The following is a 22,236-nucleotide window of genomic DNA, read 5'->3' on the forward strand; positions in this document are numbered from 1 at the left end:
TCAGCCTCCGGTCACGGTGGGGAAAAACGCCACTTCGTCGCCGTCCGCCAGCGGTTCGTCGAGCTGGCACAGGTCTTCATTGCGCGCGCACATCAGGTTTTGTTCCTTCAGCACCTCGGCCCCGTCACGCTGGGCAAGCAGCACGCGCACATCGTCGACCGTGGCGAAATCGCCTTCCACCTTTACCGAGTCCACACCCAGCGCTTCACGGTAACGGGCAAAGAACTTCACGTTGATTTTCATGACGCATCCGCCTGGAAATGGCCGCTCTTGCCGCCGAGTTTTTCCAGCACCCGCACGCCTTCGATGGTCATGCCACGGTCGACGGCCTTGCACATGTCGTAGATGGTCAGTGCAGCGACGCTGGCGGCGGTGAGGGCCTCCATTTCCACGCCGGTCTGCCCGGACAGTTTGCAACGGGCGACGATGCGTACCTGGTCCTCGCCTTCGGCATTGAGCTCGACCTTGACGCTGGTGAGCAACAGCGGGTGGCAGAGCGGAATCAGGTCACTGGTTTTCTTGGCCGCCTGGATGCCGGCAATGCGTGCGACGGCGAACACATCGCCTTTGGGGTGACCGCCGCTGACGATCATCTGCAGCGTGTCGGGCAACATGCGCACAAAGGCTTCGGCCGTGGCTTCACGGAACGTCACGGCCTTGTCGGTCACGTCGACCATGTTGGCGCGACCTTGGGAATCGAGATGAGTCAGCACAGGGTTACTCCTGATCGGGAGTGTCGATTGTAAACCCGTAAGTCAGAAACCGGCAGGGTCGATTGTCGCACCCCACTTGGGTCTTGGAGTCGAAAGTCAGCGCTACCACAGTTTTTTTGTACAGCATAAAAACCGGGCGGCTAGAAGGCCGCCCGGTTTGGCAGGGGTTACAGGTGGGATTCGGCGTATTCGGCCAGGATCGAGCGCGGTACGCCCTGCAGGGTGATGTGGACCCCGTTGGGGAAGTCCTTGAAGCGTTCCGTCAGGTAGGTCAGCCCGGAGCTGGTCGCGGACAGATAAGGGGTATCGATCTGCGCCAGGTTACCCAGGCACACCACTTTGGAACCGGCACCGGCACGGGTAATGATGGTTTTCATCTGGTGCGGGGTCAGGTTCTGGCATTCGTCGATCAGGATCAGGCTCTGCTGGAAGCTGCGGCCTCGAATGTAGTTGAGGGATTTGAACTGTAACGGCACTTTGCTGAGGATGTAGTCGACGCTGCCATGGGTGCTTTCGTCATCCATGTGCAAGGCTTCGAGGTTGTCGGTGATGGCGCCGAGCCAAGGTTCCATTTTTTCCGCTTCGGTACCGGGCAGGAAGCCGATTTCCTGGTCCAGGCCCTGCACGCTGCGGGTGGCGATGATGCGCCGGTAGCGTTTGCTGACCATGGTCTGCTCGATGGCAGCGGCCAGGGCCAGGATGGTCTTGCCGGAACCGGCGGCGCCGGACAGGTTGACCAGGTGGATATCCGGGTCGAGCAAGGCGAACAGCGCCAGGCTCTGGTAGATGTCTCGGGGCTTGAGGCCCCAGGCTTCCTGGTGCAGCAAAGGCTCCTGGTGCAGGTCGAGGATCAGCAGCTTGTCGACCTGGATTTCCTTGATCCAGCCGACGAAGCCTTGTTCGTCGATGATGAACTCGTTGATGTGCACGGCCGGCAGGTTGTCGATCAGTTGCACCTGGTGCCAGGTGCGGCCGTGGTCCTGGCGGGTCTCGACCTTGCTCACACGGTCCCAGAAGGAGCCGGTCATGGTGTGGTAGCCATTGGGCAACAGCGAGATGTCGTCGACCAACTGGTCGGTGCTGTAGTCCTCCGCCGCAATCCCGCAGGCGCGGGCCTTGAGGCGCATGTTGATGTCTTTGGTCACCAGCACCACGGCCTGGTCCTTGGTGCGCGCGTGCAGGTCGATCAACTGGTTGATGATGATGTTGTCGTTCAGGTGTTCTGGCAGCACCAGGTTGGGTTCGGTGCGCTTGCTCATCAGGATCGAAAGCAGGCCCTTGGGACCACTTTTACCACGCTGGATCGGCACGCCGAGCTCAACGTCCTCCGGAGAGGCGTCACCCAGGGTCTTGTCGATCAGGCGGATCGCCTGCCGGCATTCGGCCGCAACGCTGTGGTGCCCGCTCTTGAGTTTGTCCAACTCCTCAAGCACGGTCATCGGGATGGCAACGTGGTGTTCTTCGAAGTTCAGCAGGGCGTTTGGATCGTGGATCAATACGTTGGTATCGAGTACATAGAGGATTGGCTGGTTGGAGGAAGGGCTACGTCCGTGGTCATCCATACTCGGTCACCTATGTGGGGGCCATTCGACGCAATACCGTGACAGTGCTGCGCCTCGAGGTAGCCACCGAATTCACCCGCGACGATTCAGGTGAACTGCACACAATCTGGGTCTTGGAAGACGCCACCTGTGTTGCAGGTTTCGGCGGTCTGTCTTCTTGATACTCCAAAAACCATGACAGGAAAAAGCACTTTGACGCTTTTTTGAAGTTTATTTTTCAGAGTGACGAATAACCCTTGGCGTACCGCCATTGCGCCGTTAAAGTCGGAAGTCCGGTTGTCATGAATGTGCGCCGGTTTTTCCTCTTCCCCCAATGTTTCCGGGCCTTTTCAGGTTTCAGCGAAACGCTTCCTGGCAATCCGCCCAACCGATCCCGCTTTGCGCCGTCTGCGTCATCAACCAGGGCATCGCCGTTTTCACCCCATCCTGCTTGGCATTGAAAGTGATCACCCCGTGGCGCCACAGCAGCATCAGGGTCAGCACACGCTGGGCACTTTGCTCAGGCTTGAGTCGATTGTTGCTGTCCTGGGGATCGATGTCCCACAGCGCCACTTGCAAGCCCTGCTGCTCAAAGAACGCTTGTGCATCGCCACGACGCTGGCCCTGGGGTGGACGAAACAGCGGCACATAATTTTCGGGCAGCTTGCCCTTGACCAGCTCGACACTGCGCCGGACCGAGTCTTGCCAGTCCTGCCAATAACTGTGGGAGCGGAACTCCCAGCCCTGCACGCCCACGCATTGTCTCGAATACAACGCCTGGAGATGGTTGACCGAGCCCTCTTGCAACCGCGCCTGGATGTCCTTGCCCAGCACGAAGAAGGTGCCATTGACGTTCGCCTTGCGCAGGTATTCGGTTAGCCACGCAGTGTTGTCCGGCACCACGTTGGCGGCGCTGTCGAAGGTCAGCAGGAACAGGCGGTCGTTCATGTCTTCGCCGTTGCGTTCGTAATCGCCGAAACGTTCGATTTCGCTGCTGGTTTGCGGAAAAAGCGCGGCTTTACGCAGCAGTTCGTCGCGGTATTGGGTATGAAAGATCTGACTCGGCGCGGCCCACTTGATGTAGTAGGAATCGTCATCCAGATGAAACCTGCGCGCTTCTTCGCGCAGGGTCGCCATGTCCTCGACCAAGTAACAGAAGGAAGCGTCCTGATCGCAACTGCGTTGGGCAAAGTTGTAGCTGGCCAACAACCGCTGCCACAGCCGGGTGCGAAGCGCATCGATCGCAACCATGTTGACCGAGCGCAGCCCCAAGTACTGCTTGAGTGCGATCTCGTCCATGGCATCGACGTCCAGCAGGACCCGGGCGAACATCAGGATCTCGGCCCGCGAGGCCACGTCGAACAGCGTCGGGCTGGTGAGTTGTTCCGGCCAGGTGCTGCGGTCCAGGGTCGCGACATCATTGGGCGCGGGCGCGGCAATGGCACCCAGGCTCAACAGCCAGGCCGATAACACAAGAGCGATACGCAAAAGGGATGTCTCCATAACGAAACCCGCGCGGCATCATAGCCGATCCTGATGCAATACCCGCCGGCGAACGCCTCATGGCAAAGCGGCTTCTGCGGTTGGAGGATTTTGTGGTGGAAGTGCTTTTTGTGGCGAGGGAGCTTGCTCCCGCTGGGCTGCGAAGCGGCCCCCAAAATTTTGCGGTCGCTGCGCAACCGAGCGGGAGCAAGCTCCCTCGCCACAAAAGCATCACCACCGATCACCTATCACCCCAATAGCTGGAGTCCACCCGGACAACCCCCTAGAATCGCCGCACCCTCAAGGAGACGATTTCATGCTGATGGTGATTTCCCCCGCCAAGACCCTCGATTACGAAACACCGCCGGCCACCGAGCGTTTTACCCAGCCACAGTACCTGGATCATTCCCAGGAACTGATCGAGCAACTGCGCGAACTCTCCCCGGCACAGATCAGCGAGCTGATGCATGTCTCCGACAAGATCGGCGGCCTCAATGCCGCGCGATTCGGCAGTTGGACACCGGCGTTCACTCCGGCCAATGCCAAGCAGGCGCTGCTGGCCTTCAAGGGCGACGTGTATACGGGCCTCGATGCGCAAAGCTTTGGTGACGCCGACTTCGACTACGCCCAGCAACACCTGCGCATGCTCTCTGGCCTCTATGGCCTGCTGCGGCCACTGGACCTGATGCAACCCTATCGCCTGGAAATGGGCACGAAGCTGGCCAATGCCCGGGGCAAGGATCTTTATGCTTTCTGGGGCGCACGCATCAGTGAATGGCTGAACGAAGCCCTCGCCGACCAGGGCGACGACGTTCTGCTGAACCTGGCTTCCAATGAATACTTCTCGGCGGTCAAGCGCAGCGCACTGAAAGCGCGCGTCATCGATACCGAATTCCGCGACCTGAAAAATGGCCAGTACAAAATCATCAGCTTCTACGCCAAGAAAGCCCGGGGCCTGATGAGTCGTTTCGTGATTCAGGAACGGATCAGCGACCCTGCGGCACTCAGCCAGTTCGATGTACAGGGCTACCGCTTCAACGCCCAACAATCGAGCCGGGACAAACTGGTTTTCCTGCGCGATCACGCCCCCGAATAAGGCATGACCCTATACCGCCCCCTGATCGGGGGCTTCGATCATCTGCCTATTTGTCATCTTAGTTCATCGCCCACTTCGCCAGTTTCATGGCGCCAATAAATCGCCCCACTCCTGCGCTAACTTTTCTTTCACTCGACACTCGTCAGTTTTTTGCGTAGTGGCACCGATTTTTTTCATCAGTAGTGGCACAAAACTATCTACCCCTCCTAACTCCCCATTAATAAAGGGCAAAACGGCAAGTGCCATCATATTGAGGCCAGTGCCATCTTCGATAATATTTCGAAAAATTTCGAAAATCGCGATGAGCGGATCGGAACTATGTCAAATTGCATGGCTCATACCATCCGTAACGATTCTCGGCGAGCGTGTACGAGATAACTTACAAAGGACGTCGAACGGATTAACCAAGTTGTCACGACAACTTAGCGAAACGGTCGTCTAATTGGATCCACCCTTAAAGGATGGGAGATAAAGCACCATTACTATCCCCTACAAGGCCAAGGCTGCGCCCCTATAACGTGCTCACCCGAGCACACAAACTTTTGATTTTGTGGGCTTTTTGCCAGGGATCGGAAGTGAAGGACCTTTGCACGAGCGTTCCCGATAACGAGGACTGGCTGCATAACAGGGCAGGTCATAACAACTAGGCCACATTGCGCACAACTTGAGTGCATTTATTTAGACACTCGGAACTTAGTATGCCTGCACACGGCATTGTGGCGCCTGCATTCCACACTTCCGAGTGCACTATGACCGCTGAACACTATTAACTCCGGCCATTTAATGGCGTGAAAAACAGAGGGAAATGCGATGCGCATTAGCATATTTGGTTTGGGTTACGTCGGTGCAGTATGTGCCGGTTGCCTGTCTGCACGGGGCCATGATGTAGTTGGCGTGGATGTCGCCAAAGACAAAATCGACATGATCAACGCCGGTAAATCGCCGATCGTTGAACCTGGTCTTGGTGAGCTATTGGCGCAAGGCATTCAAACTGGTCGACTGCGCGGCACGACCAACTTCGCCGAAGCGATTCGCGATACTGACCTGTCGATGATCTGCGTCGGTACACCGAGCAAAAAGAACGGCGACCTGGAACTGAACTACATCGAAGCGGTGTGCCGCGAGATTGGTTTTGTCCTGCGTGACAAGACCACCCGCCACACTATCGTAGTTCGCAGCACCGTATTGCCGGGCACAGTGGCAAACGTTGTGATCCCAATCCTGGAAGACTGCTCCGGCAAGAAAGCCGGCGTCGATTTCGGTGTCGCGGTCAACCCTGAATTTCTGCGTGAAAGCACCGCGATCAAGGACTACGACCAGCCGCCGATGACCGTTATCGGTGAGTTCGACACCGCCTCCGGTGACGTTCTGCAGTCGCTGTACGAAGAGCTCGATGCGCCGATCATCCGCAAGGACATCGCCGTCGCCGAGATGATCAAGTACACCTGCAACGTGTGGCACGCCACCAAGGTGACCTTCGCCAACGAAATCGGCAACATCGCCAAGGCCGTCGGCGTCGATGGCCGTGAAGTGATGGATGTGGTCTGCCAGGACAAGACCCTGAACCTGTCCCAGTACTACATGCGCCCAGGCTTCGCCTTCGGCGGCTCCTGCCTGCCCAAGGACGTTCGCGCCCTGACCTACCGTGCCGGTTCCCTGGACGTGGAAGCGCCGCTGCTCAACTCGCTGATGCGCAGCAACGAATCCCAGGTGCAGAACGCCTTCGACATCGTTTCCAGCCACGACAAGCGCAAAGTCGCCCTGCTGGGCCTGAGCTTCAAGGCCGGTACCGACGACCTGCGAGAAAGCCCACTGGTAGAACTGGCGGAAATGCTGATCGGCAAGGGCTTCGACCTGAAGATCTACGACAGCAACGTCGAATACGCCCGCGTCCACGGTGCGAACAAGGATTACATCGAGTCGAAGATCCCTCACGTCTCGTCCTTGCTCAACTCCGACTTCGACTCGGTGATCGACAGCTCCGACATCATCATCCTGGGCAACCGCGACGAGAAGTTCCGCGCGCTGACCGAGAACGTACCGGAAGGCAAGCAGGTCATCGACCTGGTCGGCTTCATGTCCAAGGCCACCAACCCGAGTGGCCGGACCGAAGGCATCTGCTGGTAAGTCTGTTTGCCGGCCGGGGCATGCTCCGGCCGGCCTTTCGCCTGCCTTAACCCATCGGGCCGCCCACAAGGCCCGCCCGAGATAGAGACGGATGCAGATTATGCACAGGCTAAAGCACGGCCTGCTTCAGGCCGCCGGTTGGCTGTTTTACTTGAGTTTATTGATGGGCATCGCCATGGCGCTGCCCACGTCCACGTTCGACTCCGAATCCAAGGACTTCATCTTCCTGATCGGCGCCGTGGGCATCTGGCGTTACTCCATGGGAGCAACGCATTTCGTGCGCGGCATGATCTTCCTGTACATCGTCTACCCGCACCTGCGCCGCAAGGTACGCAAGCTGGGCAAGGCGGCGGATCCGTCCCATGTGTACCTGATGGTCACCAGCTTCCGGATCGATGCGCTGACCACCGCCCAGGTGTACGGCTCGGTGATTCGCGAGGCCATCGAATGCGGGCTGCCCACCACCGTGGTCTGCTCCATCGTGGAAATGTCCGACGAACTGCTGGTCAAGAGCCTCTGGGCCCGCATGAACCCGCCAGCGCGGGTCAAGCTGGACTTCGTGCGTATCCCTGGCACCGGCAAGCGCGACGGCCTGGCCTACGGTTTCCGCGCCATCTCCCGCCACTTGCCGGATGACCGCGCCGTCGTAGCGGTGATCGATGGCGACACCGTGCTCGCCGAAGGCGTCGTGCGCAAGACCGTGCCGTGGTTCCAGCTGTTCGGCAACGTCGGCGGCCTGACCACCAACGAGTTCTGCGAAGTGCGCGGCGGCTACATCATGAGCGAATGGCACAAGCTGCGTTTCGCCCAGCGGCACATCAACATGTGTTCCATGGCCTTGTCCAAGCGCGTGCTGACCATGACCGGCCGCATGTCGGTGTTCCGCGCCACCGTGGTCACCAACCCGGACTTCATCGCCGACGTGGAAAGCGACTCGCTGCAACACTGGCGCCTGGGTCGCTTCAAGTTCCTGACCGGCGATGACAAGTCGAGCTGGTTCAGCCTGATGCGCCTGGGCTACGACACGTTCTATGTGCCCGATGCGGCGATCAACACCGTTGAACACCCGCCGGAGAAGAGCTTCATCAAGGCCAGCCGCAAATTGATGTTCCGCTGGTACGGCAACAACCTGCGGCAGAACTCCCGGGCACTGGGCCTGGGTCTGCGCCGTCTGGGCCTGTTCACCTCGGTGGTGCTGCTCGACCAGCGTGTGTCGATGTGGACGTCGCTGCTGGGCCTGACCGTGGCACTGATCGCCAGCTTCAAGTACGGCACCGCGTTCATCCTGGTGTACCTGCTGTGGATCGGCATCACCCGGTTGCTGCTGACCCTGTTGCTGTCGTGCTCCGGACACAAGATCGGCCCTGCCTACCCGGCGATTCTCTATTACAACCAGATCGTCGGTGCCCTGGTGAAGATCTATGTGTTCTTCCGCCTCGACCAGCAGTCCTGGACCCGCCAGCCCACCTCACTGACCCGTGATCTCGCCAGCTTTCAACGTTGGTTCAACACTTGGTCGTCTCGGACCATGACCTTCTCCGCCGGCAGCATCTTTGTCGCCGTGCTGCTGACGATGGTCTGACCGGACTTGAATGAATTAACTAGGAAATCGCCCCTATGAACACCGCCGTGAATGTCAACGTAGTGCATGAATCCGAAGCCCAGCGCCAACACGCCCGGGTCAAAATCCCGGCCAAGCTGCGCTTCTTCGGCCCTGACCGTACGCCGATGGAAGTCAAGGTCCTGGACTTGTCCGCCGGCGGCCTGAGCTTCAACGCCGGCCAGATGCCCCTCAAGACCGGGGAGTCCTACAAAGGTCGCCTGCAGTTCGTCATCGACAACCTTGGCCTGGCCATGGACGTGGAGTTGCAGATCCGTTCCTACGACCGCCAGACCGGCCGCACCGGTTGCCAGTTCCAGAACCTGGAGCCGCGGGACATCTCGACACTGCGTCACATCATCACCTCGCACCTGGCCGGCGACATCGTCGGTGTCGGTGACGTGCTGGCGACCCTGCAGCGCGACAACTTCACCAAGGCCCGCAAACAGAAAGACGAAAACGGCGGCATGAGTGCCATGGGGCGCCTACGCGCCGTGACCTTCAGCCTGGGGGTCTTCGCCGTTGGCCTGGCGGCGTTCGGTTTCATCTTCAAGTCGGTGTACGGCATGTACTTTGTCAGCCACGCCCAGGCCGGCCTGGTGAACGTGCCGGGCATGGCCATTACCATGCCGCGCGACGGCACCGTGCAGAGCCTGGTCAAGGCCGACGGCGTGGCTGCCAAAGGCGCCCCGCTGGCGACCTTCAGCACCAGCATGCTCGACGTGCTCAAAGGTCACCTGGACGACAACCAGTTGCAGCCGGCCAAGGTCGAGGAGCTGTTCGGCAAGCAAATGACTGGCACCCTGACGTCGCCGTGCGACTGCATCGTGTCCCAGCAACTGGTCGCCAACGGCCAGTACGCCAGCAAGGGTGACGTGATCTTCCAACTGGTCCCACGGGGCACCGAAGCCAACGTCGAAGCCCGTTTCTCCTATCGCCAGTTCGGCGACGTGCGCCCAGGTACGCCAGTCAACTTCCAGGTCGCCGGCGAAGACACCACCCGTACCGGCAAGATCGTCAGCAGCACCAGCCTGAAAAGTGCCGACCTGTCCTCCGATATCCGTGTGCTGATCCAACCTGACGAACCCCTGGACAGCTCGCTGGCCGGCCGGCCGGTAGAAGTCACCAGCGACCGTGGTCCGAACCTGAACTGGCTGATCGACAAAGCCATGGCCGTCGGTATTTAAGTCGAGGATATGCCCGTGACCATTATAAAAATCCTGAACACCCCACAGGCTCTGTGGGAGCGAGCTTGCTCGCGAAAGGATCAACGCGGTCAGGATGCTATGCCGCAAACTCGTTCCCACATGGGAACACTGTGTGCCCTGGCACTGGCCGTCAGCCTGGCCGGTTGTGCCGGCCTGCCCGACCAGCGCCTGGCCAACGAAGCCCTCAAGCGCGGCGACACGGCGCTGGCGCAGCAGAACTATCAGCAGCTGGCAGACCTGGGCTACAGCGAAGCCCAGGTCGGCCTGGCCGATATCCAGGTGGACAGCCGCGATCCCGAGCAGATGAGAAAAGCCGAGGCGACTTACCGCGCCGCCGCCGATATCTCGCCACGGGCCCAGGCTCGCCTGGGTCGCCTGCTGGTGGCCAAGCCCGGTTCCACTGAAGCGGAAAAACACGAAGCCGAAGGCCTGTTGAAGAAAGCCTTCGCCAACGGGGAAGGCAACACCCTGATCCCGCTGGCGATGCTGTACCTGCAATATCCCCACAGCTTCCCGAACGTCAACGCCCAGCAGCAGATCAGCCAATGGCGCAGCGCCGGCTACCCGGAAGCGGGCCTGGCGCAGATTCTGCTCTACCGCACCCAGGGCACCTACGACCAGCACCTGGATGAAGTCGAGAAGGTCTGCAAGGCCGCGCTGGCGACCACGGACATCTGCTACGTCGAACTCGCCACGGTCTATCAGAAACGCGGCCAGCCGGAACAGCAGGCCGCATTGCTCAAGCAGATGCAGGACGGTCACGCCCGTGGCGTCGTATCCGCCCAGCGCGTGGACAGCGTCGCCCGTGTCCTGGCCGACGCCAGCCTGGGCAAGACCGATGAAAAGACCGCCCAGTCGTTGCTCGAAGGCATCGCTCCTGGCTACCCCGCTGCCTGGGTCAGCCTGGCGCAACTGCTCTACGACTTCCCGGAACTGGGTGACGTCGACAAGATGATGCAATACCTGGAAAACGGCCGCGCCGCCGACCAGCCTCGTGCCGAGCTGTTGCTGGGCAAGCTGTACTACGAAGGCAAGTGGGTTCCGGCCGATGCCAAGGCCGCCGAGGCGCATTTCCAGAACGCCGTTGGCCGCGAAGTGGCTGCCGATTACTACCTCGGCCAGATCTATCGCCGCGGTTATCTGGGCCAGGTGTACTCGCAAAAAGCCCTGGACCACCTGCTCAAGGCCGCCCGCAACGGCCAGAACAGCGCCGACTTCGCCATTGCCCAGCTGTTCTCCCAGGGCAAGGGCACCAAGCCCAACCCGGTCAACGCGTATGTGTTCAGCCAGTTGGCCAAGGCGCAGAACACCCCGCAAGCCATCGAGCTTGCCCAAACCCTCGAAGCACAATTACCGCCGGAACAACTTGCACAAGCCCAACGCCTGCTACAACAAGAGCAGGCCATTCGCGGCGCAATGAGCCCCGATACGCTGGAACTGCAAGCCCTAAAAGAAGATGACGGCGAGGAACCTCTATGAAGCTTTTGAAGCTCAACCCTTTTGTGCAGGCTGGTATTGGCCTGTCGTTTGCCCTGCTGTGGTCCTGTCCGACCCTGGCGGCACTGACCGATAGCAAGAATTTCGGCCTGGAAGTGAAGATCACCGGGCAGTCCGAAGATGACCGTGATCTCGGCACCCAGAGCGGTGGCGACGTCAACGGTGTCGGCCTGGACCTGCGTCCATGGGTCTACGGTGAAAGTGAAAGCGGCGCCTGGAGCGCCTACGCCATGGCCCAGGCCGTGACGTCCAGCGACATCATCGAGACCGACACCCTGCAACAGTCCGATGGCAGCACCCAGCAAACCGACAGCGGTGACCGCGAAGCCAAGAAAAGCTACCTGGCCATGCGCGAGTTCTGGATTGGCTACCGTGGCCTGACCCCCTACCCGGGCGAGCAGTTGAAGTTCGGTCGCCAGCGCCTGCGCAACGACGACGGCCAATGGCGTGACACCAACATCGAAGCCCTGAACTGGACCTTCGACACCACCTTGCTGCGGGCCAACCTCGGCGTGGCCGAACGGTTCAGCGAATACCGCACCGACCTCAAGGAATTGTCCCCCAAGGACAAGGACCGCATGCACGTCTACGGCGACGTGGGTTACCAGTGGATGCCAGGCCAATGGGCCGGTATCCGTGCCCACCACTCCCATGACAACGGCAGCCTCGACTACCCTACCCCGGGCGAGCCCACCGATACCCTGGACAAGACCGAGAATGGTGACTTGACCTGGCTCGGCCTGGAAGCCAACAGCGACGCCTACAACTGGCGCAACACCAACACCGTCAACTACTGGGCGAGCCTCACGGGCATGACCGGTGACCGCGACACCGTCAACCCGCTCAATGCCGACGGCACCCGCCCGACAGAAGCCAAGCACAGCGATGATGTGGACGGCTGGGCCACTGACCTGGGTATCCGCCTGCGCCTTGACCCGCAATGGCAAGTCGGTGCGGCCTATGCTCGCGCCAGCGAGGACTACGAACAGAACGGCCTGCAAAGCAACCGTTCGAACTTCACCGGCACCCGTTCGCGCGTCCACCGTTTCGGCGAAGCATTCCGTGGCGAAATGGCCAACACCCAGAGCGCCAGCCTGTTCGGTTCCTGGCAACTGCGTGACGAATACGACGCCAGCCTTGTGTATCACAAGTTCTGGCGCGTGGACGGCAACAAGCCAGTGGGCAGCAACGGTATCAATGCCGTGGAAAACAACACCGACGACGTGACCGGCGCAATCCTGTCCACCTCGACCCTGCCGCTGCGTGATGGCGACAAGGACCTGGGCCAGGAAGTCGATCTGGTCGTCACCAAGTACTTCAAGCAAGGCCTGCTGCCGGCCGCGCTGAGTCAGTCAATTGATGAGCCGTCGGCGCTGGTGCGCTTTCGTGGCGGCGTGTTCAAGCCAGGCGACGCCTACGGCAAAGAGGTCGATTCGTACATGCATCGCGCCTTTGTCGACGTGATCTGGCGCTTCTGATGCGAATGGCCATGGGAGTGCCCGAAATGAACCGCTACCTCAGGAACAGCCAGGCGATGAAAGGTTCGATCAGCCTGTTGGTCGCAGCGATGCTGCTGGCCGGCTCGCCGGCGTTCGCCAACGTTGAACCGGTGGTCAAGCCGGGCAACGTGGCCAAGGAACTGCAACGAGCCAAGACCTATACCGTCAGCAGCGCGCCGACCGCACCGCTGGAACTGGCCAAGCCGACCTTGCCCGACCTCAAAGGCTATACCGCCGAAGCGGTCGCGGCCAAGATCGTGCGCACCAAGCCCGGCAAGGTCAGCGTGCGCCGGATGATGCAGGAAAACGCCTTGAAGGACTTCATCGGCGGCGACAACAAGATGGCCGAGTGGGTCGTGCGTCAGCACGGTATCCCACAGGCCATCTTCCTCGACGATGGCTACATGAACCTCAAGGACCTGGCCAAGAAACAGCCCAAGTACCTCATCGAAACTTCGCCAGGTGTCTACCTGGCGAAGATTCCGATCGTGGTTGGCCAGAAAGGCATCCTGGAAATCGACAAACAGACCCAGGAACTGCGCCTGTCCCAAGAGGGCGGCTCATTCCTGGTCAACGATGGCCAGATGTTCATCCGCGACACCAAGGTCACCGGCTGGCGCGAAAAGGACAATGGCCCCGCCACGTTTCGCTCGCCCAAGGAATTCCGTCCGTTCCTGCTGTCGTGGGGCGGTACCGAGACCTACATCGTCAACACCAAGATGGCCAGCTTCGGCTACGCCAACAGTAAGTCGTACGGGGTGAGTATTTCCCAGTACACGCCGAACATGGCCAAGGTCCTCAAGCGCCCGGAACCGACCGGCTGGATCATCGGTTCCGAGTTCTCGGACATGTGGTACGGCTTCTACTGCTACGAGACCCGCGACTTTGTCATCAAGGGCAATACCTACAAAGACAACATCGTCTACGGCATCGACCCCCACGACCGTTCCCATCGGCTGATCATCGCCGACAACACCGTCTACGGGACCAAGAAGAAGCACGGGATCATTATTTCCCGTGAGGTCAACGACAGCTTCATTTTCAACAATCGCAGCTACGACAACAAACTCTCGGGCCTGGTGATCGACCGTAACAGCGTCAACAACCTGATCGCCTACAACGAGATCTACAAGAACCACACAGACGGCATCACGCTTTACGAGAGTGGTGACAACCTGCTGTGGGGCAACAAAGTGATCAGCAACCGCCGCCACGGCATCCGGGTTCGTAACAGCGTGAACATTCGCCTCTACGAAAACGTATCCATGGCCAACGGCCTGACCGGTCTCTACGGTCACATCAAGGACCTGTCCGACACCGACCGGGACATCAAGCTCGACCCGTTCGACGCCCAGGTCTCGCTGATCGTAGTCGGTGGCGAACTGGCCGCCAACGGCAGCGGCCCATTGTCCATCGACTCGCCGTTGAGCGTTGAGCTGTACCGCGTGTCCATGCTCGCGCCGACCAAATCCAGCGGCATCAGCTTCTCGGGAATTCTCGGCGAGCGCCAGGATGAAATTCTCGACCTGCTGGTGCGCCAGCAGAAAGCCGTGCTGATCGACCCTGTCGAACGCCAGACCGAATTGCGGGACTGAGGATGACCTTTATGAACCCACAGATGATCAAACTCCTGGGCCTGTCTGCCCTGACTGCCGGCATTCTCGCCGCTGCAAGCGGCGCCCGCGCCGATGAAATCAAGGCCCCGAGCTTCACTGCCGAGCCCTGCTGCAACCTGTGCCCGGCGGCCCATGATGCGAAGAACTACACCACGCGCTACCAGCAGAACTTCACCACGCTGGTACAAGCCCAGGGTGACTGGCTGTTCCGGACCCAGGAAGACCTGCGTACCGAATTCAACACCACCCCGGCCGGCTACAAGCGCCTGCAGCAGTTGCACGATGCGTTCAAGGCAAAAGGCGTCGAGTTGGTGCTCGTCTACCAGCCGACCCGGGGCCTGGTGAACCGCAACAAGCTCAACCCACAGGAAAAGGCCGCTTTCGACTATGAGAAAGCCCTGACCAACTACAAATCCATGCTAGGGCGTTTCGCCCAGATGGGTTACGTGGTGCCGGACCTGTCGCCGCTGACCAACGAAAACCTGCCCGAAACCCTGCCGGCCCACGATTTCTATTTCCGTGGCGACCAGCACTGGACACCCTACGGCGCCCAGCGCACCGCCAAGATCGTCGCCGAGAAGGTCAAGCAGCTCCCGGCCTTCGCCGACATCCCCAAGCGTGAGTTCGAGACCAAGAAGTCCGGCCGCATGGGCAAGACCGGCACCCTGCACAACATGGCCGGGCAGCTGTGCGGCACCAGCTATGCGATCCAGTACATGGACCAATTCACCACCGAGCCCAAGGGCGAGGCGGGTGACGGCGATCTGTTCGGCGATTCCGGGAACCCGCAGATCACCCTGGTGGGCACCAGTCACAGCGGCAAGAACTACAACTTCGCCGGCTTCCTTGAAGAAGCCATCGGCGCCGACATCCTCAACGTAGCCTTCCCCGGCGGCGGTTTCGAGGGCGCGATGATCCAGTACCTGGGCAGCGAAGAGTTCCAGAAGAACCCGCCGAAAATCCTCATCTGGGAATTCTCGCCGCTGTATCGCCTGGACCAGGAAACCATCTATCGCCAGATGATGGCGCTGCTGGACAACAACGGTTGCGAAGGCAAGCCGGCATTGATGAGCAGCAAGACCGCGCTCAAGCCGGGCAAGAACGAATTGATGGTCAATAGCAAGAACATGGATCTGCGTAACGGCAGCCACCAGGTCGACATCCGCTTCGCCGACACCTCGGTGAAAACCTTGCAAGCCACCCTCTGGTACATGAATGGGCGCCACGAGGATATCAAGATCGAAAAACCGGATACCTCCGAAACCGACGGACGTTTCGCCTTCCAGCTGCGCACCGACGAGGACTGGGCTTCGCAAAACCTTCTGGCTGTCGAAGTCCAGGGACCTGAAGCCGGTAAAGAGCCGCAGCAGATCGAAGCGAAAATCTGTAAACGCAACGCATCTCCGCAAGCCGAACAAACGGCTCAAATCGGACAATGAGGTCTCGTCTCATGACCAGTACCACGCGCACCCGAACGTTGAAAACGCTGCTGGCGCCCTCCCTGCTGACCCTGGCAATGTTCGCCGGGGCCACGCAGGCCGCGGCCCCGCTGCGCCCGCCACAGGGTTACTTCGCACCGATCGAAAAGGTCAAGGCCGGCGAAGCGGCCCAAGGCTGCGACGCCACGCCGACGCCCTACACTGGCTCCCTGCAATTTCGCAGCAAGTACGAGGGCTCCGACAAGGCCCGTGCGACCCTGAACGTGCAGTCGGAAAAAGCCTTCCGCGACAGCACCGCCGACATCACCAAGATCGAGCGTGGCGTCAGCAAACAAGTGATGCAATTCATGCGTGACGGCCGTCCCGAACAATTGGAATGCACCCTCAACTGGCTGACCGCGTGGGCCCAGGCCGATGCGCTGATGTCCAAGGACTTCAACCACACTGGCAAGTCCATGCGCAAATGGGCGCTGGGCAGCATGGCTTCGGCCTATGTGCGCCTGAAGTTCTCCGAGTCCCGCCCACTGGCCAATCACCAGGAGCAGGCGCAACTGATCGAAAGCTGGTTCAGCCGGATGGCCGACCAGGTCGTCAGCGACTGGGACAACCTGCCGCTGGACAAGACCAACAACCACTCCTACTGGGCCGCCTGGTCGGTGATGGCCACCTCCGTGGCAATCAACCGCCGCGACCTGTTCGATTGGGCCGTCAAGGAATACAAGGTCGGCGTCAACCAGATCGATGCCGACGGTTTCCTGCCCAACGAACTCAAGCGCAAGCAACGCGCCCTGTCCTACCACAACTATGCCCTGCCGCCGTTGGCGATGATCGCCAGTTTCGCCCAGGTCAATGGCGTGGACCTGCGCCAGGAAAACAACGGCGCCCTCAAGCGACTGGGTGACCGGGTGCTGGCCGGGGTGGAAGACCCGGACATCTTCGAAGAGAAGAACGGCGACAAACAGGACATGAAGGACCTGAAGGTCGATTCGAAATTCGCCTGGCTCGAACCGTTCTGCAGCCTCTACACCTGCAGCGAGGATGTGCTGGAACGCAAGCATGAGATGCAACCGTTCAAGACCTTCCGCCTCGGCGGTGACTTGACCCGGGTGTACGACCCTTCGCGGGAGAAAGGTGAAAAAGGAAGCTGATTCACAACACATTTCCTGTGGCGAGGGAGCTTGCTCCCGCTGGGGTGCGTAGCGCCCCCAAGCCTGACGATGCGACTGCTTCGCAGCCGAGCGGGAGCAAGCTCCCTCGCCACAGGTAAGTGTCGGAAATGTAATCAACCACCCGGTTTTCATGGGGGGGTTTGGGGGGGCTCTGGCCCTTGACTGTTGATTCAACATGGAGAGATCGGGATGGTATTTTCATCCAATGTGTTCCTGTTTCTGTTCTTGCCGATCTTTCTCGGCTTGTACTACTTGAGCGGGCAACGCTATCGCAACCTGCTGCTGCTGATCGCCAGCTACGTGTTCTATGCCTGGTGGCGGGTGGACTTCCTGGCGCTGTTCGCCGGCGTCACCTTGTGGAACTACTGGATCGGCCTGAAAGTCGGTGCCGCCGGTGTGCGGACCAAACCGGCCCAACGCTGGCTGTTGCTCGGCGTGGGCGTGGATTTGGCCATCCTGGGCTACTTCAAGTACGCCAACTTCGGCGTGGACAGCCTCAACGCAATCATCACCAGCTTTGGCCTCAACCCGTTCATCCTGACCCATGTGCTGTTGCCGATCGGGATCTCGTTCTACATCTTCGAGTCCATCAGCTACATCATCGACGTCTATCGCGGTGACACGCCGGCGACCCGCAACCTGATCGACTTCGCAGCGTTCGTGGCGATTTTCCCGCACCTGATCGCCGGCCCTGTGTTGCGTTTCCGCGACCTGGCCGACCAGTTCAACAACCGTACCCACACGCTGGACAAGTTCTCCGAAGGCTGCACCCGCTTCATGCAGGGCTTCATCAAGAAAGTGTTCATCGCCGACACCCTGGCGGTGGTGGCCGACCATTGCTTCGCCTTGCAGAACCCGACCACGGGCGATGCCTGGCTCGGCGCCCTGGCCTACACCGCCCAGCTGTACTTCGACTTCTCCGGCTACAGCGACATGGCCATCGGCCTGGGCCTGATGATGGGTTTCCGTTTCATGGAAAACTTCAAGCAGCCCTACATCAGCCAGTCGATCACCGAGTTCTGGCGCCGCTGGCACATCAGCCTGTCCACCTGGCTGCGCGACTACCTCTACATCACCCTGGGCGGTAACCGCAAAGGCACGCTGATGACCTATCGCAACCTGTTCCTGACCATGCTGCTCGGTGGTCTGTGGCACGGCGCGAACATCACCTACGTGATCTGGGGTGCCTGGCACGGCATGTGGCTGGCCATCGAGAAAGCGGTGGGCATCAACACCACGCCACGCAGCATCAACCCGATCCGCTGGGCGCTGACCTTCCTGCTGGTGGTGATGGGCTGGGTGATCTTCCGGGCCGAGAACCTGCACGTGGCCGGTCGCATGTACGCTGCCATGTTCAGCTTCGGCGACTGGTCGCTGTCGGAACTGACCCGCGCCAACCTCACCGGCCTGCAGATCGCCACGCTGGTGGTGGCCTACATCACCCTCGCCTTCTTCGGCCTGCGGGACTTCTACACCAACCGTCCGCCGGTCAAGACCAAGCCTGAGGTCAATACCGAGGCCAACGGCCCGGCCACCGCACAACCGGGGATGATCAAGGCCGTACCGGGTGACAACCCATCGACGATCCATGAGCCGGGCTACACCGTGGGTGTCGAAGCCCAGGTGCAACCGGCCTACTGGACCGTGGACTGGTCGCGCTACGTGATGCGCGCCCTGGTGCTGCTGCTGTTCATCGCTTCGATTCTCAAACTCTCGGCGCAAAGCTTCTCGCCGTTCCTTTACTTCCAGTTCTGAGGGATCTGAACATGACCCGCTCATTACGCATCTTTTACATCGCACTGTTCATGCTGATCCTGACAGCGCTGGGCCTGTGGTCGATGCGCAGCTTCTTCGGCTTCAGCACCAACCCCGACGCCACCGTGCTCAACGGGCGCTGGGCCAAGGCCGTGGAAACGCACTACGACGACGAGTTCCCGATCAAGCGCCTGGGCACCAACATCTGGGCGGCGCTGGACTACAAGCTGTTCAATGAAGGCCGCAAGGGCGTGGTCCTGGGCCGTGACCAGTGGCTGTACAGCGACGAAGAGTTCAACCCGATCGTCAACGAAGAGCTGAACCTGCAAGGCAACTACGCGCTGGTCGAAGGCGTGCGCCAGAAGCTCAAGGAACAAGGCATCACCCTGGTCATGGCGATCCTGCCGGCCAAGGCGCGGCTGTACCCCGAGCACCTGGGTGACGTGAAGCCATCGAGCATTCACGCCAATCTCTACCAGGATTTCCATGCTCGCGTGGCGGCCGACAAGATCCTCGCGCCTGACCTGCTCGGCCCGCTGCAACAGGCCAAGCAAGGCGGCCAGCAAGTGTTCCTGCGCACCGACACCCACTGGACCCCGGAAGGTGCCCAGGTCGCTGCCGAGAACCTAGCCAAGGCCATCGCGGAAAAGGCGCCGCTCAATGGCGAACCACAGCGCTTCGTCACTGAGCCTGCGGAAAAAATCACCCACAAGGGTGACCTGCGCCAGTTCCTGCCCCTGGACCCGCTGTTCGAAAACCTGATGCCCGCCCAGGAGCCGCTGGTCAAGCGCAACACCCGCGAAGCCGACGACCAGCCAGCCGGCGACGACGCGCTGTTCGCCGACGCCCAGGTGCCCGTGGCCCTGATCGGCACGAGCTACAGCGCCAACCCCAACTGGAACTTCGTCGGTGCACTCAAGCAAGCCCTGCACAGCGACGTCATCAACTACGCCGAGGACGGCCATGGCCCGATCCTGCCGATGCTCAGCTACCTCAAGAGTGATGCCTTCAAGAACAGCCCGCCACAGGTGCTGATCTGGGAGTTCCCTGAACGTTATCTGCCCGTGAACAACGAAATCGGCGACGCCGACCCACAGTGGGTCGCAGAGCTCAAGCAAGCCGGCGCGCGCCAACAGAACGTAGCCGCCAACACCCCATCCGAGACGCCCGACCGGGCGCAAAACTGAAAGAGAGGTCCACCATGACTTTCAACACTACTCCTCGCCGTCTCGCTGCTCGCTCCTTCAAGGCCGTTGCCCTCGTCGCCAGCATGAGCGCCCTCTCATTGTCCGCCTTTGCCGGTGACTCGGCCCTGTACGGTCCGGTCGCGCCAAAAGGCTCGAGCTTCGTACGTATCTACAACGCCAGCAACGCCGAAGTCAGCGCCACCGTCGGCAGCACCAACCTCAACGAAGTGGCGCCACTGGCCAGCAGCGACTTCAGCTTCATGCCGGGCGGTGACTACAACGCCAAGGTCGGCAGCCAGACCGTCCCGGTCAAACTGGCCCCCGATCACTACTACACCCTGGTCAACAACGCCACCGGCCAGCCTCAGTTGATCGAAGAACCGCCGTTCAAGAACAAGCAGAAGTCCCTGGTCCGCGTGCAGAACCTCACCGACAAGGCCCTGACCCTCAAGACCGCCGATGGCAAGACCGAAGTGGTGCCGAACGTCGCGGCCAAGGGCCGTGGCGAGCGTGAAATCAACCCGGTGAAAGTGACCCTGGCACTGTTCGAAGGCGACAAGAAAGTCGGCGACCTCAAGCCCGTGGCCCTGGAGCGCGGCGAAGCGGCCGTGCTGTACGTCACAGGCTCAGGCAGCAGCCTGTCGCCAGTGTGGGTGAAACGCCCGGTGTCGACACGATAAGAGCAGCGGCGAGCTTCTAGCTTCAAGCGGCAAGCTTTTACTTGCAGCTTGAAGCTTGAGGCTCGCCACTGCCGCAGGAACAACAACAAGAGAGTGAAACGACAGAACGCAGTAGCTCTAACAACCATTTCGCTTCAAGGAGTAACAAACATGATTCCGGTGATCTTGTCAGGTGGTAGTGGCTCACGTCTTTGGCCGCTTTCGCGCAAGCAATTCCCTAAACAGTTCCTGGCCCTGACCGGTGAACACACCCTGTTCCAGCAGACCCTCGAGCGCCTGGTGTTCGAAGGCATGGACACGCCGATCGTGGTCTGCAACAAAGACCACCGCTTCATCGTCAACGAACAGTTGAGCAACCGTAAGCTTGAAGCCCAGCGCATCCTGATGGAACCGTTCGGGCGTAACACCGCACCGGCCGTGGCGCTGACCGCGATGATGCTGGTCAACGAAGGTCGCGACGAGCTGATGCTGGTGCTGCCGGCCGACCACGTGATCGAAGACCAGAAGGCCCTGCAACGCGCCCTGGCCCTCGCTACCGTGGCTGCCGAGCGTGGCGAGATGGTGCTGTTCGGCGTTCCGCCAACCAAGCCGGAAACCGGCTATGGCTACATCAAGTCGACCAACGATGCGCTGCTGCCTGAAGGTGTGAGCCGGGTTTCGCACTTCGTCGAAAAACCCGACGCCAAGCGCGCCACCGAGTTCCTTGAGGCCGGCGGTTATTTCTGGAACAGCGGCATGTTCCTGTTCCGCGCCAGCCGCTTCCTCGAAGAGCTGAAAAAACACGATCCGGACATCTACGACACCTGCCTGCTGACCCTGGAGCGCAGTGAGCAGACGGCCGACACCATTACCTTCGACGAAGCCACCTTCGCCTGCTGCCCGGACAACTCCATCGACTACGCCGTGATGGAAAAAACCCAGCGCGCCTGCGTGGTTCCCCTGGCCGCCGGCTGGAGTGATGTCGGTTGCTGGGCGTCGCTGTGGGAAGTCAACGAAAAGGACACCAACGGCAACGTCACCAAGGGCGACGTGGTGATCCAGGACAGCCGCAACTGCATGATCCACGGCAACGGCAAGCTGGTGTCGGTGATCGGCCTGGAAAACATCGTGGTGGTCGAAACCAAGGACGCCATGATGATTGCCCACAAGGACAAGGTCCAAGGCGTCAAGCAGATGGTCAACACCCTCAACGCCCAGGGCCGCACCGAGACCCAGAACCACTGCGAGGTCTATCGTCCGTGGGGTTCCTATGACTCGGTGGACATGGGCGGTCGCTTCCAGGTCAAGCACATCTCGGTCAAGCCGGGCGCGTGCCTGTCCCTGCAGATGCACCACCACCGTGCCGAACACTGGATCGTGGTCAGCGGCACCGCCGAAGTGACCTGCGACGAGAACGTGTTCCTGCTCTGCGAAAACCAGTCGACCTACATCCCGATCGCGTCGGTCCACCGCCTGCGCAACCCGGGCAAGATCCCACTGGAAATCATCGAAGTGCAGTCCGGCAGCTACCTGGGCGAAGACGACATCGAGCGTTTCGAAGACATCTACGGTCGCTCCACCCCGATCGAACGTGGCGTCTCGGTGAAGACCATCGCACAGTAACCAGCAACAACGATCAACTGTACAA

At 60.3% G+C, this 22,236-nt stretch carries 17 protein-coding genes; 13 read left to right on the forward strand and 4 right to left on the reverse strand.

Translation table 11 applies throughout. The features are described 5' to 3' along the window. The 4 genes from moaD to BLO97_RS11710 form a co-directional block, all read right to left on the reverse strand. Window positions 1-243, reverse strand: a complete 243-nt coding sequence (gene moaD / locus BLO97_RS11695; RefSeq protein WP_053189805.1) for a molybdopterin converting factor subunit 1 — start codon at window positions 241-243, stop codon at window positions 1-3. Continuing rightward, the gene (gene moaC, locus BLO97_RS11700) at window positions 240-713 is read right to left on the reverse strand and encodes a cyclic pyranopterin monophosphate synthase MoaC (protein ID WP_092345973.1); all 474 of its coding nucleotides are present in this window, start codon (window positions 711-713) and stop codon (window positions 240-242) included. The genes moaD and moaC overlap by 4 nt, the downstream gene beginning before the upstream one ends. Window positions 714-880: 167 nt before the next feature. Then, window positions 881-2,275, reverse strand: a complete 1,395-nt coding sequence (locus BLO97_RS11705; protein WP_092345975.1) for a PhoH family protein — start codon at window positions 2,273-2,275, stop codon at window positions 881-883. 336 nt (window positions 2,276-2,611) lie between these two features. Next, on the reverse strand, window positions 2,612-3,742 hold the full coding sequence (locus tag BLO97_RS11710; RefSeq protein WP_092345977.1) for a polysaccharide deacetylase family protein: 1,131 nt from the start codon (window positions 3,740-3,742) through the stop codon (window positions 2,612-2,614). A gap of 310 nt (window positions 3,743-4,052) precedes the next feature. On the opposite strand from BLO97_RS11710, the gene yaaA reads away from it, so the two are divergent. The 13 genes from yaaA (at window position 4,053) to BLO97_RS11780 (ending at window position 22,211) form a co-directional block, all read left to right on the forward strand. Beyond that, window positions 4,053-4,832: a peroxide stress protein YaaA gene (yaaA, locus tag BLO97_RS11720; protein ID WP_092345979.1), complete on the forward strand. Its 780-nt coding sequence runs from the start codon at window positions 4,053-4,055 to the stop codon at window positions 4,830-4,832. Between the two features lie 810 nt (window positions 4,833-5,642). Then, on the forward strand, window positions 5,643-6,959 hold the full coding sequence (locus tag BLO97_RS11725; RefSeq protein ID WP_063324509.1) for a nucleotide sugar dehydrogenase: 1,317 nt from the start codon (window positions 5,643-5,645) through the stop codon (window positions 6,957-6,959). A 100-nt stretch (window positions 6,960-7,059) separates the two neighbouring features. Then, a complete protein-coding gene (gene alg8, locus BLO97_RS11730; RefSeq protein WP_371856190.1) occupies window positions 7,060-8,541 on the forward strand; it encodes a mannuronan synthase in 1,482 nt (493 codons plus the stop codon). A gap of 35 nt (window positions 8,542-8,576) precedes the next feature. Beyond that, window positions 8,577-9,746, forward strand: a complete 1,170-nt coding sequence (locus BLO97_RS11735; RefSeq protein ID WP_063324507.1) for an alginate biosynthesis protein Alg44 — start codon at window positions 8,577-8,579, stop codon at window positions 9,744-9,746. A gap of 15 nt (window positions 9,747-9,761) precedes the next feature. Continuing rightward, a complete protein-coding gene (algK, locus tag BLO97_RS11740) occupies window positions 9,762-11,246 on the forward strand; it encodes an alginate biosynthesis TPR repeat lipoprotein AlgK (protein ID WP_092146852.1) in 1,485 nt (494 codons plus the stop codon). Window positions 11,247-11,251: 5 nt separating this feature from the next. Then, on the forward strand, window positions 11,252-12,742 hold the full coding sequence (locus BLO97_RS11745; protein ID WP_063325227.1) for an alginate export family protein: 1,491 nt from the start codon (window positions 11,252-11,254) through the stop codon (window positions 12,740-12,742). Window positions 12,743-12,768: 26 nt separating this feature from the next. Then, entirely contained in the window at window positions 12,769-14,358 is a 1,590-nt protein-coding gene (algG, locus tag BLO97_RS11750; protein WP_092346092.1) for a mannuronan 5-epimerase AlgG, read from the forward strand. An 11-nt stretch (window positions 14,359-14,369) separates the two neighbouring features. Next, on the forward strand, window positions 14,370-15,818 hold the full coding sequence (locus BLO97_RS11755) for an alginate O-acetyltransferase (RefSeq protein ID WP_092146850.1): 1,449 nt from the start codon (window positions 14,370-14,372) through the stop codon (window positions 15,816-15,818). An 11-nt stretch (window positions 15,819-15,829) separates the two neighbouring features. Continuing rightward, complete coding sequence (locus BLO97_RS11760; protein WP_092146848.1) at window positions 15,830-16,966, forward strand: mannuronate-specific alginate lyase; 1,137 nt, start codon at window positions 15,830-15,832, stop codon at window positions 16,964-16,966. A 210-nt stretch (window positions 16,967-17,176) separates the two neighbouring features. After that, on the forward strand, window positions 17,177-18,742 hold the full coding sequence (locus BLO97_RS11765) for an MBOAT family O-acyltransferase (RefSeq protein ID WP_063324503.1): 1,566 nt from the start codon (window positions 17,177-17,179) through the stop codon (window positions 18,740-18,742). Window positions 18,743-18,753: 11 nt separating this feature from the next. Continuing rightward, window positions 18,754-19,929 carry an alginate O-acetyltransferase gene (locus tag BLO97_RS11770; RefSeq protein ID WP_092223674.1) on the forward strand — a complete coding sequence of 392 codons (1,176 nt, stop codon included), beginning with the start codon at window positions 18,754-18,756 and terminating at the stop codon, window positions 19,927-19,929. A gap of 14 nt (window positions 19,930-19,943) precedes the next feature. After that, complete coding sequence (locus tag BLO97_RS11775) at window positions 19,944-20,609, forward strand: alginate O-acetyltransferase AlgF (protein ID WP_092146844.1); 666 nt, start codon at window positions 19,944-19,946, stop codon at window positions 20,607-20,609. Between the two features lie 150 nt (window positions 20,610-20,759). Continuing rightward, window positions 20,760-22,211 (forward strand): mannose-1-phosphate guanylyltransferase/mannose-6-phosphate isomerase, encoded by a 1,452-nt coding sequence (locus tag BLO97_RS11780; RefSeq protein ID WP_092146842.1) that lies wholly within the window; start codon window positions 20,760-20,762, stop codon window positions 22,209-22,211. Window positions 22,212-22,236 lie beyond the last annotated feature (25 nt).

The organism is Pseudomonas sp. NFACC05-1, assembly GCF_900100135.1.
In the GTDB taxonomy this organism is placed as follows: Bacteria; Pseudomonadota; Gammaproteobacteria; order Pseudomonadales; family Pseudomonadaceae; genus Aquipseudomonas; species Aquipseudomonas fluorescens_Q.

Excerpts from the sequence above, each read along its gene's own strand:
- moaD (WP_053189805.1), bottom strand. The coding sequence starts at position 243 with ATGAAAATCAACGTGAAGTTCTTTGCCCGTTACCGTGAAGCGCTGGGT.
- BLO97_RS11705 (WP_092345975.1), bottom strand. The coding sequence starts at position 2,275 with ATGGATGACCACGGACGTAGCCCTTCCTCCAACCAGCCAATCCTCTAT.
- yaaA (WP_092345979.1), top strand. The coding sequence starts at position 4,053 with ATGCTGATGGTGATTTCCCCCGCCAAGACCCTCGATTACGAAACACCG.
- BLO97_RS11725 (WP_063324509.1), top strand. The coding sequence starts at position 5,643 with ATGCGCATTAGCATATTTGGTTTGGGTTACGTCGGTGCAGTATGTGCC.
- alg8 (WP_371856190.1), top strand. The coding sequence starts at position 7,060 with ATGCACAGGCTAAAGCACGGCCTGCTTCAGGCCGCCGGTTGGCTGTTT.
- BLO97_RS11735 (WP_063324507.1), top strand. The coding sequence starts at position 8,577 with ATGAACACCGCCGTGAATGTCAACGTAGTGCATGAATCCGAAGCCCAG.
- algG (WP_092346092.1), top strand. The coding sequence starts at position 12,769 with ATGAACCGCTACCTCAGGAACAGCCAGGCGATGAAAGGTTCGATCAGC.
- BLO97_RS11755 (WP_092146850.1), top strand. The coding sequence starts at position 14,370 with ATGAACCCACAGATGATCAAACTCCTGGGCCTGTCTGCCCTGACTGCC.
- BLO97_RS11760 (WP_092146848.1), top strand. The coding sequence starts at position 15,830 with ATGACCAGTACCACGCGCACCCGAACGTTGAAAACGCTGCTGGCGCCC.
- BLO97_RS11765 (WP_063324503.1), top strand. The coding sequence starts at position 17,177 with ATGGTATTTTCATCCAATGTGTTCCTGTTTCTGTTCTTGCCGATCTTT.
- BLO97_RS11770 (WP_092223674.1), top strand. The coding sequence starts at position 18,754 with ATGACCCGCTCATTACGCATCTTTTACATCGCACTGTTCATGCTGATC.
- BLO97_RS11775 (WP_092146844.1), top strand. The coding sequence starts at position 19,944 with ATGACTTTCAACACTACTCCTCGCCGTCTCGCTGCTCGCTCCTTCAAG.
- BLO97_RS11780 (WP_092146842.1), top strand. The coding sequence starts at position 20,760 with ATGATTCCGGTGATCTTGTCAGGTGGTAGTGGCTCACGTCTTTGGCCG.